Genomic DNA, 15,761 nt, shown 5'->3' with positions numbered 1-15,761 from the left:
GGGCTGACAGATAGGACGGATAAGAGAGCGCTCATGGTCGTCCAGCCAACTCTCATTGATCAATTGACGAGGCTGCCAGGCGAAAGCTGGTGACAGCATGGAGCGGTTCGGATAATTCGAAACCCGCTGCGGCGACCCGTCGGCCGCGGCACTCGCAACGCTTATACTGAAGGAAACGGCATGGCGAATTCGCCTGAAATCGTCGGCTCGCTCGAAGACGTCTCGAAAGCCTATTCGGCAATTCTTTGCGATGTCTGGGGCGTGGTGCACAATGGCGAATGGCATTTTCCGGCGGCCGCGGCGGCGCTTGCCGAGGCGAGGACAGCCGGTATACCGGTTGTCCTTATCACCAATTCGCCTCGCCGCAGCGCCGATGTCGTGGCTCAGATGAGCGTGATCGGCGTTCCGCCATCGGCCTACGACCGTGTGGTGACCTCGGGCGATGTGACCCGCGACCTGATCGCGGAGGGCCCGCGCAAGATCTTCCACATCGGCGCCGAACGCGACCTGACCCTTTATGACGGCCTCGATGTCGAGCTCGTCGAGGAATTCGAGGCCGCCGGTGTAGTTTGCACCGGGTTGTTCAACGACGAGGTCGAGAAGCCTGAGGATTATACGGACCTTTTGCGCCGATTGCGTGCCAGGAACCTGCCGTTCATCTGCGCCAATCCCGATATCATGGTGGAGCGCGGCGAACGGATCATCTGGTGTGCGGGTGCCCTGGCGCGCGACTATGCCCAGCTCGGCGGCCGCACGCTGATCGCTGGAAAGCCTTACACGCCGATCTACGACGTCGCGATGAAAGAAGTGGCGGAGGTGCTTGGGCGGCCGGTTGAGCGTTCGCAGGTGCTGGCCATCGGCGACGGGATGATGACCGATGTGAAGGGCGCGGCCGACAATGGTTTTGATGTTCTTTATGTCTCCGGCGGCATCCATGCCCGCGACTATGGCGATGCAGCCCGGCCGGATCCGGCAAAGCTCGGACTCTTCCTGGAACGGCACGGCTATCGTCCGGTGGCCGTCATAGCCAGACTGCAGTAGGTGACAATGGTGGCCTTCCAGCATCTCTCGGCAGCCGCGCCGCTGCCCGCCGATCTGCGGGGCGGCGTTGTCGCGATCGGCAATTTCGATGGTGTCCACCGTGGCCATCAGGCGGTGCTCGAGCGGGCGTTGGCCGAGGCTGCGCGGCGTGACGTGCCGGCCCTGGTGCTGACCTTCGAGCCGCACCCGCGCAAGGTCTTCAGGCCCGACATACCGTTGTTTGTGCTGACCCCGCCGCCGATGAAGGCGCGCCTTCTGTCGTTGCTCGGCTTTGCCGCGCTCGTCGAGCAGCCGTTCACGCGCGACTTCGCCTCGCTGTCGGCGGAAGCTTTCGTCACCGAGGTGCTGGAGAGGACGCTCGGCATCACCCATGCCGTGACCGGTTTCGATTTCCATTTCGGCAAGGACCGCCAGGGCGGACCGGCCTATCTGATGGCAGCCGGCGAACGCCATGGCTTTGGCGTCACGCTCGTCGACGCTTTTCGCGACGAGGGCGCCGAGGTGGTCTCGTCAAGCCGGATCCGGGGCTTGCTCTGCGATGGCGAGGTGGCCGAGGCCGCCGGTCTGCTCGGCTACCGCTTCACGGTCGAAAGCGAGGTGGTCGGTGGCCAGCAGCTCGGCCGAACGCTCGGCTTTCCGACCGCGAATATGCGGCTTCCCGCGGAAGCCACCCTCAGGGAAGGGATCTACGCCGTCCGCTTTCGGCGCGCCGACGGCACGTTGCACGATGGCGTCGCCAGCTTCGGCCGCCGCCCGACCGTCGACGACAATGGCGCACCGCTTCTGGAGACCTTCGTCTTCGATTTTTTCGGCGATCTCTATGGCGAGACCTGCGAGGTCTCGTTCTTCGGCTTCCTGCGCAGCGAGATCAAATTCGACGGGCTCGACGCGCTGGTCGTGCAGATGAAGAGGGACGAAGCCGAGGCGAGGGCGCTGCTTGCCGGCGTCAAGCCGCTTTCACAACTCGACGCCGCCATCGCTTTTTGAAAAGCGCTATCCCGAACCGGATATCCGCCCCGTCGGATCGGTTTTCGCACGAGACCGTGCGGGGGTAGGCTCTGCTTTACTTTTTCAGCGCCAGGCCGACGGCGATGAAGGTCCAGCCCTGGAAGATCAGGTCGATCGCCAGGAACAGTCCGAGCACCCACACGCTGTTGACCGGCCAACCCATGGCGATGATCAGGCCGGCAAGCACGCTGATGGCGCCTGCCGCGACGATCCAGCCCCAGCCTTGTTCCGGACGGTGACTGTAGCCGACCCAGGCCCGCAGCGCGCCGGACGCGACGAGCGCGACGGCCAGCAGGAAGGTCAGCACCGCCGAGGCAAGCAGCGGGTTGTCGAAAGCGAAAAACCCGGCGACCGCGTATAGCAGGCCGCTCAGCAGCCAGTAGAAGAAGCGCCCCCAGGTCTTGACCCCGAAAGCATGCATGATCTCGATGATGCCGGCCACCAGCATCAGCCAGCCGACGACGTAGACGGAAGCCACCGTGGCGATGAACAAATTGCCGAAGGCAATGCCGCCGAGGATCAGCAGCAATACGCCCAGACCGACAAACCATCCCCACTTTGCTCGCGTCTGGCCGATCGCGTTCTTCAGTGTATCGCCGTGCAGTGTCATGTCGCCACCTCCCTTGAGGACTGCCAGAATAAAACGAAGTTACCCCTGGGGCCGATCCGCGTCCAGCCGAGGGCGGATAGGAGGATGCAAGCAATGCGAGGCTTATGTCTCTGCTTTAAATCAAATTTTACCAAAGCCTCGTCAAAGCTGTCTCAGAAGGACAGTTGTATCGTGTTAGTGGAGTAGCCATGAGTCCGTTCGGAAAGATTTCTGCAGCCTTGGCTACCGTCATGCTGGCCACGTCGGGCGCGGCCGAGGCCGGCGACGGCGCTTTGGGCTGGCTGTCCGGCGACTGGTATCTGACGGTTGGCGCCACTGGCATGGTTGCGCCGAATTTCGAGGGCGGCAAGAAATACATGCTTAGCGCCCAGCCCATCATCTCATTGGGCAAGGCCGGTCCCCAGGCACGCTTCACCTCGCGCAACGACAACATTTCGCTGGCGCTCGTCGACGATGGCGGCGTTCGCGCCGGTTTGACCGGCAAGTTCCTGTTTTCGCGCGACGACGGCGATGCCGACGAACTCAAGGGCCTCGATCCGGTCCGTTGGGGTGGTGAAGTCGGTGGCTTTTTCGAATTCTATCCGACGGACTGGATGCGCGCGCGCGCCGAATTGCGGCACGGCATCCGTGCCCATAATGGCTTTGTCGCCGATATCGCCGCCGACGCCTTCTACGATGTGACGCCAACCGTCAGGATTTCGGGTGGCCCGCGCGTGTCCTTTGCCTCGGCCAAGTATTTCGACGCCTATTATGGCGTCAACGCGCAGGAAGCCGTGGCCTCGGGCCTGAGCCAGTATAATCCTAGTGGCGGCCTGAAATCCGTCGGCCTCGGCGGTGCGGTGACCTGGAAGGTGACCGATCCGATGACCGCCAGCCTGTTCGGCGAATATTCGCGCCTGGAAGGTCCGGCGGCCGATTCCAGCCTGGTCAGGGAGCGCGGCGACCGCAACCAGTTCATGGTCGGTGTGTCGACCACCTATCGCTTCGACTTCAAGATGTAGGCGAATTGAACGAGACGCTTTATTCCTGCGCCTATCTCCGCTAAAAGCCCACCAATGACGAGCTTTTCGCGCCTTCGTGTGCTGACGATACGAATTACCGGCCCGGTGTTCCGGGCGGCCTGAGCGCCGCCGGAGCCGCCGGGACTTTTGCGCGCACCCTCGCGTTTTTTCCAGAACATCGACGCATATCGCCCAAAAGTGGGTCCGGTTTTGGGAAACGGATGTGCATCAACCAAGACTTCAAGCCCCGGGGCTTTCCCGCCGCCGGGCAATTGAGATGGCAGATCAATGACCGATACCCCTACCGCCGACAAGGCCGAGACGATCGACTATTCCAAGACGCTTTATCTGCCGCAGACGGATTTCCCGATGCGCGCCGGCTTGCCCGAGAAGGAGCCGGTGCTGGTCAAGCGCTGGCAGGACATGGACCTCTACGCCAAGCTGCGTGAGAGTGCCGCCGGCCGCACGAAATACGTACTGCATGACGGCCCGCCCTACGCAAACGGCAACATCCATATCGGCCATGCGCTGAACAAGATCCTCAAGGACGTCATCACCCGCTCGTTCCAGATGCGCGGCTATGACTCGAACTACGTTCCCGGCTGGGACTGCCACGGCCTTCCCATCGAGTGGAAGATCGAGGAGCAGTACCGCGCCAAGGGCAAGAACAAGGACGAGGTGCCGGTCAACGAATTCCGCCAGGAATGCCGCGAATTCGCCGCGCACTGGATCTCTGTGCAGGGTGGAGAGTTCCAGCGGCTCGGCGTCGTCGGCGACTTCAAGAACCCCTATACGACGATGGCCTTCCATGCCGAGTCGCGCATCGCCGGCGAGTTGTTGAAATTCGCCATGTCGGGCCAGCTCTATCGCGGCTCGAAGCCGGTGATGTGGAGCGTCGTCGAGCGCACCGCATTGGCCGAGGCCGAGATCGAATACCAGGACTACGAGTCCGACACGATCTGGGTGAAGTTCCCCGTCGCCAATCTCGTCGTTGCCAGTGTCGTGGACGGGCAGCCGGCGGAACTCAATCCGGATCTGAGCGGGCGGTCGCTGGATTTGCTGGATGCCCATGTCGTGATCTGGACGACGACGCCTTGGACCATCCCGGGCAATCGCGCCGTCAACTATTCGCCGCGCGTCGCCTACGGGCTCTACGAGGTGACAGCAGCCGAGAATGCGTTCGGTCCGCAACCGGGTGAGAAGCTGATCTTTGCCGACGCCCTGGCCGAGGAAAGCCAGGCCAAGGCCAAGGTAACCTTGAAGCGCCTTCACGGCATCGGCACCGAACAGCTTGGAAATCTTGTGCTTTCGCACCCCTTCAAGGGCCTCGGCGGCGGCTACGAGTTCCCCGTGCCGATGCTTGCCGGGGACCATGTCACCGATGATGCCGGCACCGGTTTCGTCCACACGGCACCCGGCCACGGTCGCGAGGATTTCGACGCCTGGATGGACGCGGCGCCCGGACTGCGTGCGCGCGGCATCGATACCGCGATCCCGTTTACCGTCGACGACGCCGGCTTCCTTACCAAGGACGCGCCGGGCTTCGGCCCGGACCGCGAAGGTGGGCCGGCACGCGTCATCGACGACAATGGCAAGAAGGGCAACGCCAACCAGGCGGTCATCGACGAGCTGATCAAGCGCAACGCCTTGTTCGCGCGCGGCCGCCTGAAGCATTCCTATCCGCATTCCTGGCGGTCGAAGAAGCCGGTCATCTTCCGCAACACGCCGCAATGGTTCGTCTACATGGACAAGGACCTCGGCGACGGCACGACGCTGCGCAGCCGCGCGTTGAAGGCCATCGACGACACCCGCTTCGTGCCGGCTGCCGGCCAGAATCGCATCCGTGCCATGATCGAGGAGCGCCCCGACTGGGTGCTGTCGCGCCAGCGCGCCTGGGGTGTGCCGATCGCCGTATTCGCCGATGAGGACGGCAACGTCCTGAAGGACGAGGCGGTCAACCAGCGCATCATGGATGCCTTCGAGAAGGAAGGCGCCGACGCTTGGTTCGCCGCCGGCGCCAAGGAACGCTTCCTCGGCAACCACGACGCCTCCCGTTGGAAGCAGGTGATGGACATCCTCGACGTCTGGTTCGATTCGGGCTCGACGCACGTCTTCACGCTCGAGGATCGTCCCGACCTGAAGTGGCCGGCCGACGTCTATCTCGAAGGTTCCGACCAGCATCGCGGCTGGTTCCACTCCTCGCTGCTCGAAAGCTGCGGCACCAGGGGCAGGGCGCCTTACGACACCGTCGTCACCCATGGCTTCACCATGGACGAGGACGGACGCAAGATGTCGAAATCGCTCGGCAACACCGTGGTGCCGCAGGACGTGATCAAGCAATCCGGCGCCGACATTCTGCGCCTGTGGGTGGTGACGACGGATTATTGGGAAGACCAGCGGCTCGGCAAGAACGTGCTGCAGACCAACATCGACGCCTACCGCAAACTGCGCAACACCATTCGCTGGATGCTGGGCACGCTCGCCCATGACGATGGCGAGACGGTGCCGCTGGTTGAAATGCCAGAACTCGAACGGCTGATGCTGCATCGGCTGGCCGAGCTGGACGAGGTGGTGCGCCAAGGCTACGACGCCTTTGAATTCAAGCGCATCACCCGCGCATTGCTCGATTTCATGGTGGTCGAACTGTCGGCCTTCTATTTCGACATCCGCAAGGACGCGCTCTACTGCGACGCGCCGTCGAGCGTGAAGCGCAAGGCCTCGGTGCAGGTGGTGCGCCATCTCTTCGACTGCCTGGTGAAATGGCTGGCGCCTATGCTGCCCTTCACCATGGAAGAGGCCTGGCTCGACCGGCATCCCGATGCCGTTTCGTTGCATCTCGACCAGTTCCCGGAAATCCCGGCGGATTGGAAGAATGACGCGCTGGCGGAAAAATGGCGCAAGGTGCGGCAGGTCCGCCGTGTCGTCACCGGCGCGCTGGAGATCGCGCGGGCGCAGAAGGTGATCGGCTCCTCGCTCGAGGCAGTGCCGGTGGTCACGATCAACGACGCGGCGCTTGAGGCGGCCATTTCGGACGTCGACATGGCAGAGATGGCGATCACCAGCGATCTCGTCATTGCCCATGGCCAGGCGCCGGAAGGTGCCTTCACGCTCGACGACGTCAAGGGCGTCGCCGTGGTGGTCGAGAAGGCCGAGGATCGCGGTCTGGTCAAATGCGCGCGTTCCTGGCGCTACACGGCCGATGTCGGCCAGGATCCTGCATTTCCCGATGTCTCGGCGCGCGACGCTGCCGTGCTGCATGAACTGCAGGCGCTCGGCCGGCTTTGACGCATGTCGCCCGAAACCACGCCCTCGGGCCTGGCCCGAGGGCGTGCCGCGGTTTTGGGATCACGGCAGGCGTAGCCGGAATGCGCGGCATATCGGTGCACAAATGCCACGCCGGGCGGCGCGGATCCGCCCGTGCGTTGCCCTTAACGAGCGGTTGAGGTAAACACGCGAAACTCCGGAAGACAAATTGTCGCCGGATTTCCGTCGCAAGTGCTTGGACGATGGGGGCCGGACATCAAGACCGGTGGCGATCGAGAGGCTGTCTAGAGTGGGACTTTTTGGCATGACCGAGAGATATAATGCGCGCCTCGCGCTGCTGGCGCCGCTTGTCGCATCGGGCCTCGCTTTGTCCGGCTGCATGGGCTCTCCGACCTACGGCACCGACAAGACTGCCGCCGAACAGCTCGCCGGCGATCTCACCGGCGCCGTTTCCTTCGCGCCGAAGCGCAGGGATCCGATCGACTACAAGCCGCGCCCCACCCTGGTAAAGCCCGCTCCCGGACAGAAGGAAGCCCTGCCTGCACCGCAGGACAGCATCGAGACGGCAAGCGCCGAATGGCCCGAATCGCCCGAGCAGCGCCGTGCGCGCTTGCGCGCCGACGCCACCGCCCACCAGAATGATCCGAACTACCAGGCCGAGATCGTTGACGACGTGCAGACGGATCCGGCTTCGGTTAAAAAGGCTATGGCAGAGTCTGGTTCCAGCCACCCGCCGGCTTGGTCGCCCGCTGACTCCGACAAGGGTCGCGCCGCTGAAATCCAGCGCCGTCTCGCCGTGAGCAAGCAGGGCGATCCGAACACGCGCAAGTATTTGAGCGAGCCGCCCTTGGCCTACCGTGTCGCATCGGACACCGCGCCACAGAACGAACTCGGCGAGGACGAATACAAGAAGGAACGCCGTTTGAAGAAACAGGCGGAAGGCAAGAAGGGCGGCTGGTTCGATTGGCTGCCGTCGCTCTAAGAACGGCCCGCGCTGCCTTTTCGGTGGCATGGCATCAGTCGCGGCGTTCCCTGAAAAATTCCTTGAGCAGCAGGGCCGCTTCGGTCTCTGCCATACCCGGATAGATGTCGGGCGTGTGGTGACACGTCGGGGAGGCGAAGAAGCGCACGCCGTTGACGACAGCACCGCCCTTTTCGTCCTCGGCGCCGAAATAGAGACGGCGCAGCCTGGCGAAGGAAATGGCGCCGGCGCACATGGCGCAAGGTTCCAGCGTCACATAGAGATCGTGGCCGGTAAGCCGCTCGCTTGAGAGTTTCCCACACGCTTCGCGGATGACCAGCATCTCGGCATGCGCCGTCGGGTCCGCCAGCTCGCGGGTACGGTTGCCGGCACTGGCCACGATTGTGTTGCCCGTGGCGATGACGGCGCCGACCGGCACTTCGCCGCGCAAGGCTGCCGCTTCGGCCTCCTTCAGCGCCGCCGCCATGAAATCCGGCCGCTTCACGCGGTTTCCATTCCGATTATCTCCTCGCCACGCCAAGCTTTTGATTTTCGTTCGCCTTGCCGGAAATACCGGCCTCCACTTTTCCCTGACAAACTCTGATGATCCTGTTATTGAGCGCATCAGCCTGAAAATCGGACTCGATTTTCAGAAAAGATCATGCGCCAAATCAAAGTGCTACAGCGTTCGTTGCGCGCCCGAAAGGATGCGCCACGATGTAGCAGCGCAAACGGACGAAGGCCACATGGACGACAACGACAAGAAATCTCCGCGCCAAAAAGGTCCGGGCAAGAAACCCGCGGCTCCGCGAGGCGACAGGGGCGGCAAGCCATCCTTCGGCGCCAAGAAACCCTACGCGCCGCGCGGCGATCGTCCGATGGCCACCGAGGGCGAGCGCCCGAAGCGCGACTTCAAGGGCGGCGACAAGCCATTCAGCAAGGGGCCGCGCCCTGCGGGCAAGCCGTATGAGAAGCGCGAAGGGCCACGCAAGCCCTACGCGCCGCGCGGCGACCGGCCAATGGCGGCTGAAGGCGAGCGCAAGCCGTATGAGAAGCGTGAAGGACCGCGCAAGCCTTATGCGCCACGCGGCGACCGTCCGACGGCGGCCGATGGCGAACGCAAGCCGTATGAAAAACGTGAAGGGCCACGCAAACCCTACGCGCCGCGTGGCGACCGTCCTGTTGCCGCTTCAGCAGAGGGCGGCGAAAAGCGTTTCGATCGCCCCAAGCGTGATTTCGGCGACCGTCCGAAGCGCGACTTCAGCGATCGTCCCAAGCGCGACTTCGGTGATCGGCCGCAAGGGGCATCAGGTGGCTTCAAGCCGCGACAACGGTCCGCCGAAGCCACGGAAGAGGCCGGCGAACGCATCGCCAAGCGGCTGGCGCGCGCCGGGCTTGCCTCGCGCCGCGATGCCGAGGAGCTGATCGCCGCCGGCCGCGTCAAGGTCAATGGCCGGGCGCTGACATCGCCGGCGTTCAATGTCATGCCAGGCGACATCATTCATCTCGACGGCATGGAAATCCCGCCGATCGAACGCACACGCCTGTTCCTTTTTCACAAGCCGGCTGGCGTCGTCACCACCAACCGCGATCCCGAGGGCCGCAAGACCGTCTTCGACGTGCTGCCGGCCGAATTGCCACGGCTGATGACCATTGGCCGGCTCGACATCAACACCGAAGGCCTGCTGCTGCTCACCAACGATGGTGGCCTGTCGCGCGTGCTCGAACTGCCGGCCACCGGCTGGCTGCGCCGCTACCGCGTGCGCGTCCACGGCAAGGTCGAGGAAAGCGCGCTTGCCGGGCTGCGCGAAGGCATTGCCGTCGACGGCGTGTTCTATGGCGCCATCGAAGCCAGCCTCGACCGCGAGCAGGGCTCAAATGCCTGGCTGACGATCGGCCTGCGCGAAGGCAAGAACCGGGAAGTGAAGAACATCCTCGGCGCGCTCGGCCTCGACGTGACGCGGCTGATCCGCATCTCCTACGGCCCGTTCCAGCTCGAGGACCTTCCCGAAGGCCATGTGCTGGAGATCAAGGGCCGCGTGTTGCGCGACCAGCTTGGCGAACGCCTGGTGGAGGAATCCGGCGCCAATTTCGATGCCGAGATAACAAAGCCCTTCTCCAACAAGCCGGTGCGGCGCACTGAGGTTCGCGAGCCGGAACCCGAACGGCCGAAATTCACGCGTGATGGCGAGCGCCGGCCGATCGGCGAGGGCGGGCTGATCAAGAACCGCAAGCGCCGGGAAGGCAGCCGCGACGAGGCGCTCGGCAAACTGTCGACAAGCCCCGACAGAAGCGAGAGGCCGGAAAAGAGCTTTGGCGAGCGCGGTCCGAGGCCAGAGCGTGGTGGCTTTGGTGACAAGCCACGCGGCAGTTTTGGCGACAAGCCGCGCGGTGGCTTCGGCGACAAACCTCGTGGCGGCAAGAAATCCGAACGCGAGCAGCGGCCGATCGAGCCGCCCGGCCAGCGCAAGGCCAATGTCTGGATGGCGCCTGGTGCCCGGCCGATCGGCAAGGGCAGGGCGGAAGCCGATGCCGCCAAGGCGGCCGACGCCAAGGCGCGCAAGGCGTCGTTCAAACCGTCCTATGGCAAACCCGGCGGAAAACCGGCAGGCGCCAAGCCGTTCGGCAAGCCGCGCGGCGAGCGTCCTGGCGGCGCCGGCGGCGGTGAGCGGCCGCGCGGCGGCCCCAAGGGTCCCCGGACACGATGAGAATCGTCGGCGGTGAGTTTCGTGGGCGTCCGCTGGCGACGCCTCGCAGCAGCGCCATCCGCCCGACGACCGACCGCACCCGCGAGGCCGTCTTCAACGTGCTGGCGCATCGTTTTGCCGAACAATTGGACGGCGCGCGTGTGCTCGACCTGTTCGCCGGAACCGGTGCGCTCGGTCTGGAGGCGTTGTCGCGCGGGGCATCCTATGGTGTCTTCATCGAGGAATCGGCCGAAGGCCGTGGCCTGATCCGCGACAATGTCGAGGCCTTCGGCCTGACTGGCCGCACCAAGATTTTTCGTCGCGATGCGACAGGTCTTGGCGAGGCGGGCACGCTGGCGCCGTTTGGCCTCGTCTTCGCCGACCCGCCCTACGGCAAGGGCCTTGGCGAGCTTGCCTTGCGGTCGGCGAAAGCCGGCGGCTGGCTGCGCCCCGGCGCGCTGTGCGTGGTCGAGGAGACGGCGGCGGTTCCCTTCGAACCAGGCCCGGGCTTTTCCGTGCTGGATGAGCGCAATTACGGTGAAACCGTGATCCGTTTCATCGAGGCTGAATGATACGCCCGCGTTCGCGATCCCTTCCGAAGTCAAACGGTAGGCCGAGCGCCTTCAAAATGACGAACAAATTCGCTTTGCCTCGGCTGGCAACCCCGCCTATCGTCCCGTCATGACAACCGGAGCCATCGATGAAACGTCCTGAATGGCTGCGCGCAATGCTGCTGACGACCGCTCTGGCGCTGATCAGCCCCGCCCTTGCAGCCGATGATGGCACGGTCACCGACTTCCTGCTCGACAACGGCATGGAAGTGGTCGTCATTCCCGACCATCGCGCGCCGATCGTCACTCATATGGTGTGGTACAAGATCGGCAGCGCCGACGAGCCGCCGGGGAAATCCGGTATCGCCCATTTCTTCGAACATCTGATGTTCAAGGCGACGACAAATCACGCGGCCGGCGAGTTCGACCGCGCCGTCTCCGACATTGGCGGCTCCAACAACGCCTTCACCTCCTACGACTACACCGCTTTCCACGAGACGGTGGCGCCATCGGCGCTCGAGCAGATGATGGGCTTCGAGGCGGACCGGATGCGCAACCTCATCCTCACGGATGATGTCATCAAGACCGAGCGCGATGTCATCCTCGAGGAGCGCCGTTCGCGCATCGACAACAATCCGCAGGCGGTGCTCGACGAGGAAGTCGATGCCACGCTGTGGCAGAACCAGCCCTATCGCATTCCGGTCATCGGCTGGATGCAGGAGATGGAACAGCTGAACCGAACCGACGCCACCGCCTTTTATGACAAGTACTACCGGCCAAACAATGCCGTGCTGATCGTGGCCGGCGATGTCGAACCGGAGACGGTGAAGGCGCTGGCCGAGAAGACCTATGGCAAGGTGGCGCGCGGCCCGGACCTGCCGCCGCGCGTCCGCCCGGTCGAGCCGGAGCAGAACACCAAGCGCACCGTCACGCTCTCCGACGCCCGCGTCAGCGTGCCGAGCTTCTCGACGCAATGGGTGGTGCCATCCTACCACACCGCCAAGCCGGGGGAGGCCGAGGCGCTTGACCTGCTTGCCGAAATCCTCGGCGGCGGCAACCGCAGCCGGCTCTACCAGGCGCTTGTGGTCAAGCAGGGCATCGCGTCCAATGCTGGTGCGTATTTCCAGGGCACCATGCTCGACGACACCAATTTCACCGTCTTTGGCGCGCCGCGCGGCGACGCCAAGCTGGCCGACGTCGAGGCCGCGGTCGATGCCGAGGTGGCGCGCATCGCCAGCGACGGCGTCACACCCGATGAGCTTGAAAAGGCCAAGGACCGCTATATCAGGTCGATGGTCTTTACCCGCGACAAACAGGACTCCATGGCCGAAATGTATGGCTCGACGCTCGCCACCGGCGGCAATGTGCAGGATGTCCAGCAATGGCCGGACCGTATCCGAAAGGTCACGGCCGACGAGGTCAAGGCCGTCGCCGCACGCTACCTGGTGCTGGCTCGCTCGACGTCAGGCTATCTCTTGCCGCAGCAACAGGCGGGGAATTGATGATGAACTCGATCCTCATGGACGTTGGCACCGCAAAAGCCGGTGATTGGCGAAATCGTCGCTTGGAGCGTCCGTCCGACCGTTTGCCGGGAGAGGATGCCGGCAGGCAGATGAGGGGCGGCGCCGACCTTGCTACATCGTCGCCAAGGCATATCGGCGTTCCGCTGGTTACTCTGCTCCTCACCATCCTCTTCCTGGTCCCGCCGGCGCTTGCGGCCCGCGCCATGGAAATCCAGTCCGTCACCTCGTCGAAGGGTGTCACGGCCTGGCTGGTGGAGGATTATTCGGTACCGATCGTTGCCGTCCGCCTGGTCTTCGGTGGCGGCTCGACACAGGACCCGCCGGGCAAGGAAGGTCTGGCCAATCTGATGACTGGCCTGTTCGACGAGGGTGCCGGCCCGCTCGATTCGGAAGCCTTCCAGATCAAGCTCGACGATGCCGGAGCCGAGATGAGCTTCGACGAGAGCCGCGACGGCATCTATGGTTCGATGCGCATGCTGGCCGAGCAGCGCGACGAGGCGTTCGACCTGCTGCGGCTGGCGGTCAACGAGCCGCGCTTCGACCAGGTGCCGATCGATCGCATCCGCGCCCAGATCCTGTCCGGCATCATCGCCAACGAGAACGACCCCGACACGGTGGCGCAGAACAAATGGGCGCGTGCCGTCTATGGCGACCACCCCTATTCGCGCTCGGACCAGGGTACCAGGAAGAGCATAGCGGCCATCACTCAGGATGATCTGAAGACCCTGCACAAGGCGGTGTTCGCCCGCAGCGGCCTTCATATCGCCGTCGTCGGCGCCATCGACGCCGAAACGCTGAAGAAGAAGCTCGACATGGTGTTCGGCGACCTGCCACAGAACCAGGCGCTCGCGCCTGTCGCCGATATCGAGCCCAAATTGGCGCAGCATCTGGAAGTCAATTACGACTTGCCGCAGACCTCGCTGCAACTCGCCTGGCCCGGCGTGAAGCGCAAGTCGGCGGATTTCTTCCCGGCGGTGCTGATGAACGAGATCCTCGGCGGCGGCACCTTCACGTCGCGCCTGTTCCAGGAGGTGCGCGAAAAGCGCGGGCTGGCCTATGGCGTCAACTCCTCGCTGGTCAACCAGGATCATGCCAACGCGCTGATTGTCACCACCGGAACGCGCTCTGACCGCGCGGCCGAGACGCTCGGCATCGTGCGCGATGTCGTCAAGCAACTGGCCGAGAACGGTCCGACCGAGGCGGAACTCGCGGCGACCAAGAAATACCTGATCGGCGCCTATGCCATCAACAATCTGGACTCATCGAGTTCCATCGCCGCGACGCTGGTTGAATTGCAGCTCGACGATCTCGGCATCGACTATATGCAGCGCCGCGCCGGTTACATCAACGCGGTGACGCTCGACCAGGTCAAGGCGGCTGCGAAAAAGCTGCTGACGGCCGAGCCGACCATCATGGTGGTCGGACCTCCGCTGGCGGGGGCCGGCAAGGGATGAGCCCGACTTTCGGCATAGCTTTCGGCGGCGGCGGCGCGCGCGGGCTGGCGCATATCCATGTCATCGAGGTGCTGGACGAACTCGGTATCAAGCCGGTAGCGATCGCCGGTTCGTCGATCGGTGCCATCATGGGTGCCGGCATGGCCGCGGGCATGACCGGCAAGGATATCCACGACTACGCCCGCTCGATCCTCGGCCGGCGCGCCGAGGTGGCGAGCCGTATGTGGCGCGCTCGTCCGGGCACGATCGCCGAAGCCATGCAGAACGGCATCCGTGTCAGCCAGTTCAATGTCGAGCGTATCCTGAAGGCGTTTCTGCCCGAGGCCATTCCCGAAACCTTCGCCGAGCTGAAAATTCCGCTGAAGGTGACGGCGACCGATTACTTCGGCCATAAGCTGGCCGTGTTCGCGGATGGCGACCTGCATTCCGCCCTGGCCGCTTCGGCAGCCATTCCCGCCGTGTTCCGCCCGGTGATGCGCGACGGCAGGCTGCTGATCGATGGCGGCATCTACAATCCCGTGCCATTCGACCTGATCGAGAACGACGCCGACATCATCATCGGCGTCGACGTCGTCGGCGCGCCCGAAGAGGTCGACCGCAAGCAGCCCACCTCCGTCGACCTGATGTTCGGCGCCACGCAGCTAATGATGCAGTCGATCATCGCCAACAAGCTGAAACAATGCCGCCCCGACATATTGGTCCGCCCGGCAGTGTCAAAATACCGCGTGCTCGATTTCCTGAAGATCGACGCATTGATGAGCGAGACGGCTGATATCAAGGATCAGCTAAAGCGCGAGGTTGAGAGGGTGGTGGAGGCGCGGGGCGGAAGGCAGGAAGGTGGCTGGGTGAGGGCTTCGAGCGCCTGCATTGGATGTTCGATCGTGGATTGATCAGCCTTTCCGATGGTTTGGAAATCTTGATCTCGGCAGGTCAATGACCTTGAAAGCGTGCAAGGGTTCGTAAACAGGACTGGGCGCGCGCTTCCGCCTCGCCGACAGCTAGAACGTCCGCATCCTCATTTCCTGCAATGGCACCGCGAAAACTGTTTCAAAGAGTTATGCTTCGCCGACGCACCAAACCCCTCAGTCCTTCGCCCGCTCCACGTAAGCCCCATCGGCGGTCATCACCACCACGCGGGTGCCCGGCGCGATGTGCGGCGGCACGGCGGTGCGCACGCCGTTGGAGAGCACGGCGGGCTTGTAGGACGATGACGCCGTCTGGCCCTTGGTCGTCGGCTCGGTTTCGACCACTTCGAAGGTGGCGCGCTGCGGCAGCACAAGGGCGATCGCGATGCCGTTGAACTGCGAGATCTGCACCGGCATGCCTTCCTGCAGGTAGGGGGCCGCGTCGCCCACCACGGCTTCCGTCACCGCCACCTGGTCGTAGGTCTCCGGGTTCATGAAGTGATAGCCTTCGCCGTCGGCATAGAGGAAGGTGTGCTCGCGCTCCTCGACATAGGCGCGCTCCACTTGCTCGGTGGTGCGGTAGCGCTCCGAAACCTTCACCCCATCGCCGATGCGGCGCATGTCGAGCTGCGTCACGGGCGTGCCCTTGCCTGGGTGGATGTTTTCGGCAAAGAGGATCACATAAAGCTTGCCGTCCTTGTCGACGACATTGCCTTTGCGGAGCGAACTGGCGATGACTTTCACCACGGTTTTAAA

The 15,761-nt window shown here is 63.8% G+C and carries 13 protein-coding genes and 1 pseudogene; 11 read left to right on the top strand and 3 right to left on the bottom strand.

Annotated features, from left to right (window positions below; all coding sequences use genetic code 11):
* Positions 1 to 180 precede the first annotated feature (180 nt).
* Entirely contained in the window at positions 181 to 1,041 is an 861-nt protein-coding gene (locus tag EB230_RS23740; RefSeq protein ID WP_056562917.1) for a TIGR01459 family HAD-type hydrolase, read from the top strand.
* A 6-nt stretch (positions 1,042 to 1,047) separates the two neighbouring features.
* Complete coding sequence (locus EB230_RS23735) at positions 1,048 to 2,028, top strand: bifunctional riboflavin kinase/FAD synthetase (RefSeq protein WP_172374055.1); 981 nt, start codon at positions 1,048 to 1,050, stop codon at positions 2,026 to 2,028.
* Positions 2,029 to 2,104: 76 nt separating this feature from the next.
* Here EB230_RS23735 and EB230_RS23730 read toward each other — a convergent pair whose 3' ends face one another.
* On the bottom strand, positions 2,105 to 2,659 hold the full coding sequence (locus tag EB230_RS23730; protein WP_056562914.1) for an HdeD family acid-resistance protein: 555 nt from the start codon (positions 2,657 to 2,659) through the stop codon (positions 2,105 to 2,107).
* Between the two features lie 188 nt (positions 2,660 to 2,847).
* Here EB230_RS23730 and EB230_RS23725 point away from each other — a divergent pair, with 188 nt between their 5' ends.
* The 3 genes from EB230_RS23725 (at position 2,848) to EB230_RS23715 (ending at position 7,906) form a co-directional block, all read left to right on the top strand.
* The gene (locus EB230_RS23725) at positions 2,848 to 3,660 is read left to right on the top strand and encodes a MipA/OmpV family protein (protein ID WP_172374054.1); all 813 of its coding nucleotides are present in this window, start codon (positions 2,848 to 2,850) and stop codon (positions 3,658 to 3,660) included.
* Between the two features lie 288 nt (positions 3,661 to 3,948).
* Entirely contained in the window at positions 3,949 to 6,945 is a 2,997-nt protein-coding gene (gene ileS / locus EB230_RS23720) for an isoleucine--tRNA ligase (RefSeq protein ID WP_056562908.1), read from the top strand.
* Positions 6,946 to 7,228: 283 nt separating this feature from the next.
* Positions 7,229 to 7,906, top strand: a complete 678-nt coding sequence (locus EB230_RS23715; protein WP_081294697.1) for a hypothetical protein — start codon at positions 7,229 to 7,231, stop codon at positions 7,904 to 7,906.
* A gap of 34 nt (positions 7,907 to 7,940) precedes the next feature.
* Here the strand turns inward: EB230_RS23715 and EB230_RS23710 are convergent, their stop codons facing one another.
* A complete protein-coding gene (locus tag EB230_RS23710) occupies positions 7,941 to 8,390 on the bottom strand; it encodes a nucleoside deaminase (protein ID WP_172374053.1) in 450 nt (149 codons plus the stop codon).
* A 241-nt stretch (positions 8,391 to 8,631) separates the two neighbouring features.
* Between EB230_RS23710 and EB230_RS23705 the strand changes: the two genes are divergently transcribed.
* The 6 genes and pseudogenes from EB230_RS23705 to EB230_RS32730 all read left to right on the top strand — a co-directional run.
* Complete coding sequence (locus EB230_RS23705) at positions 8,632 to 10,593, top strand: pseudouridine synthase (RefSeq protein WP_172374052.1); 1,962 nt, start codon at positions 8,632 to 8,634, stop codon at positions 10,591 to 10,593.
* Entirely contained in the window at positions 10,590 to 11,144 is a 555-nt protein-coding gene (gene rsmD, locus EB230_RS23700; protein WP_056562902.1) for a 16S rRNA (guanine(966)-N(2))-methyltransferase RsmD, read from the top strand. Before EB230_RS23705 ends, rsmD begins: the two co-directional genes overlap by 4 nt.
* A gap of 128 nt (positions 11,145 to 11,272) precedes the next feature.
* Positions 11,273 to 12,625: a pitrilysin family protein gene (locus tag EB230_RS23695; protein ID WP_056562899.1), complete on the top strand. Its 1,353-nt coding sequence runs from the start codon at positions 11,273 to 11,275 to the stop codon at positions 12,623 to 12,625.
* A gap of 110 nt (positions 12,626 to 12,735) precedes the next feature.
* Entirely contained in the window at positions 12,736 to 14,100 is a 1,365-nt protein-coding gene (locus EB230_RS23690) for a pitrilysin family protein (RefSeq protein WP_056565467.1), read from the top strand.
* Positions 14,097 to 14,990 (top strand): patatin-like phospholipase family protein, encoded by an 894-nt coding sequence (locus EB230_RS23685; protein WP_172374051.1) that lies wholly within the window; start codon positions 14,097 to 14,099, stop codon positions 14,988 to 14,990. The genes EB230_RS23690 and EB230_RS23685 overlap by 4 nt, the downstream gene beginning before the upstream one ends.
* Positions 14,966 to 15,155: pseudogene (locus EB230_RS32730) on the top strand (restriction endonuclease); the annotation flags it as partial. The gene EB230_RS23685 and the pseudogene EB230_RS32730, both read left to right, overlap by 25 nt.
* A 27-nt stretch (positions 15,156 to 15,182) precedes the next feature.
* Here the strand turns inward: EB230_RS32730 and efp are convergent.
* On the bottom strand, positions 15,183 to 15,752 hold the full coding sequence (efp, locus tag EB230_RS23680; RefSeq protein WP_081294698.1) for an elongation factor P: 570 nt from the start codon (positions 15,750 to 15,752) through the stop codon (positions 15,183 to 15,185).
* Positions 15,753 to 15,761: the final 9 nt, after the last annotated feature.

Source organism: Mesorhizobium sp. NZP2234 (genome assembly GCF_013170765.1).
Taxonomy (GTDB): domain Bacteria; phylum Pseudomonadota; class Alphaproteobacteria; order Rhizobiales; family Rhizobiaceae; genus Mesorhizobium; species Mesorhizobium loti_D.
This window is presented reverse-complemented; position numbering and strand designations above follow the sequence as displayed.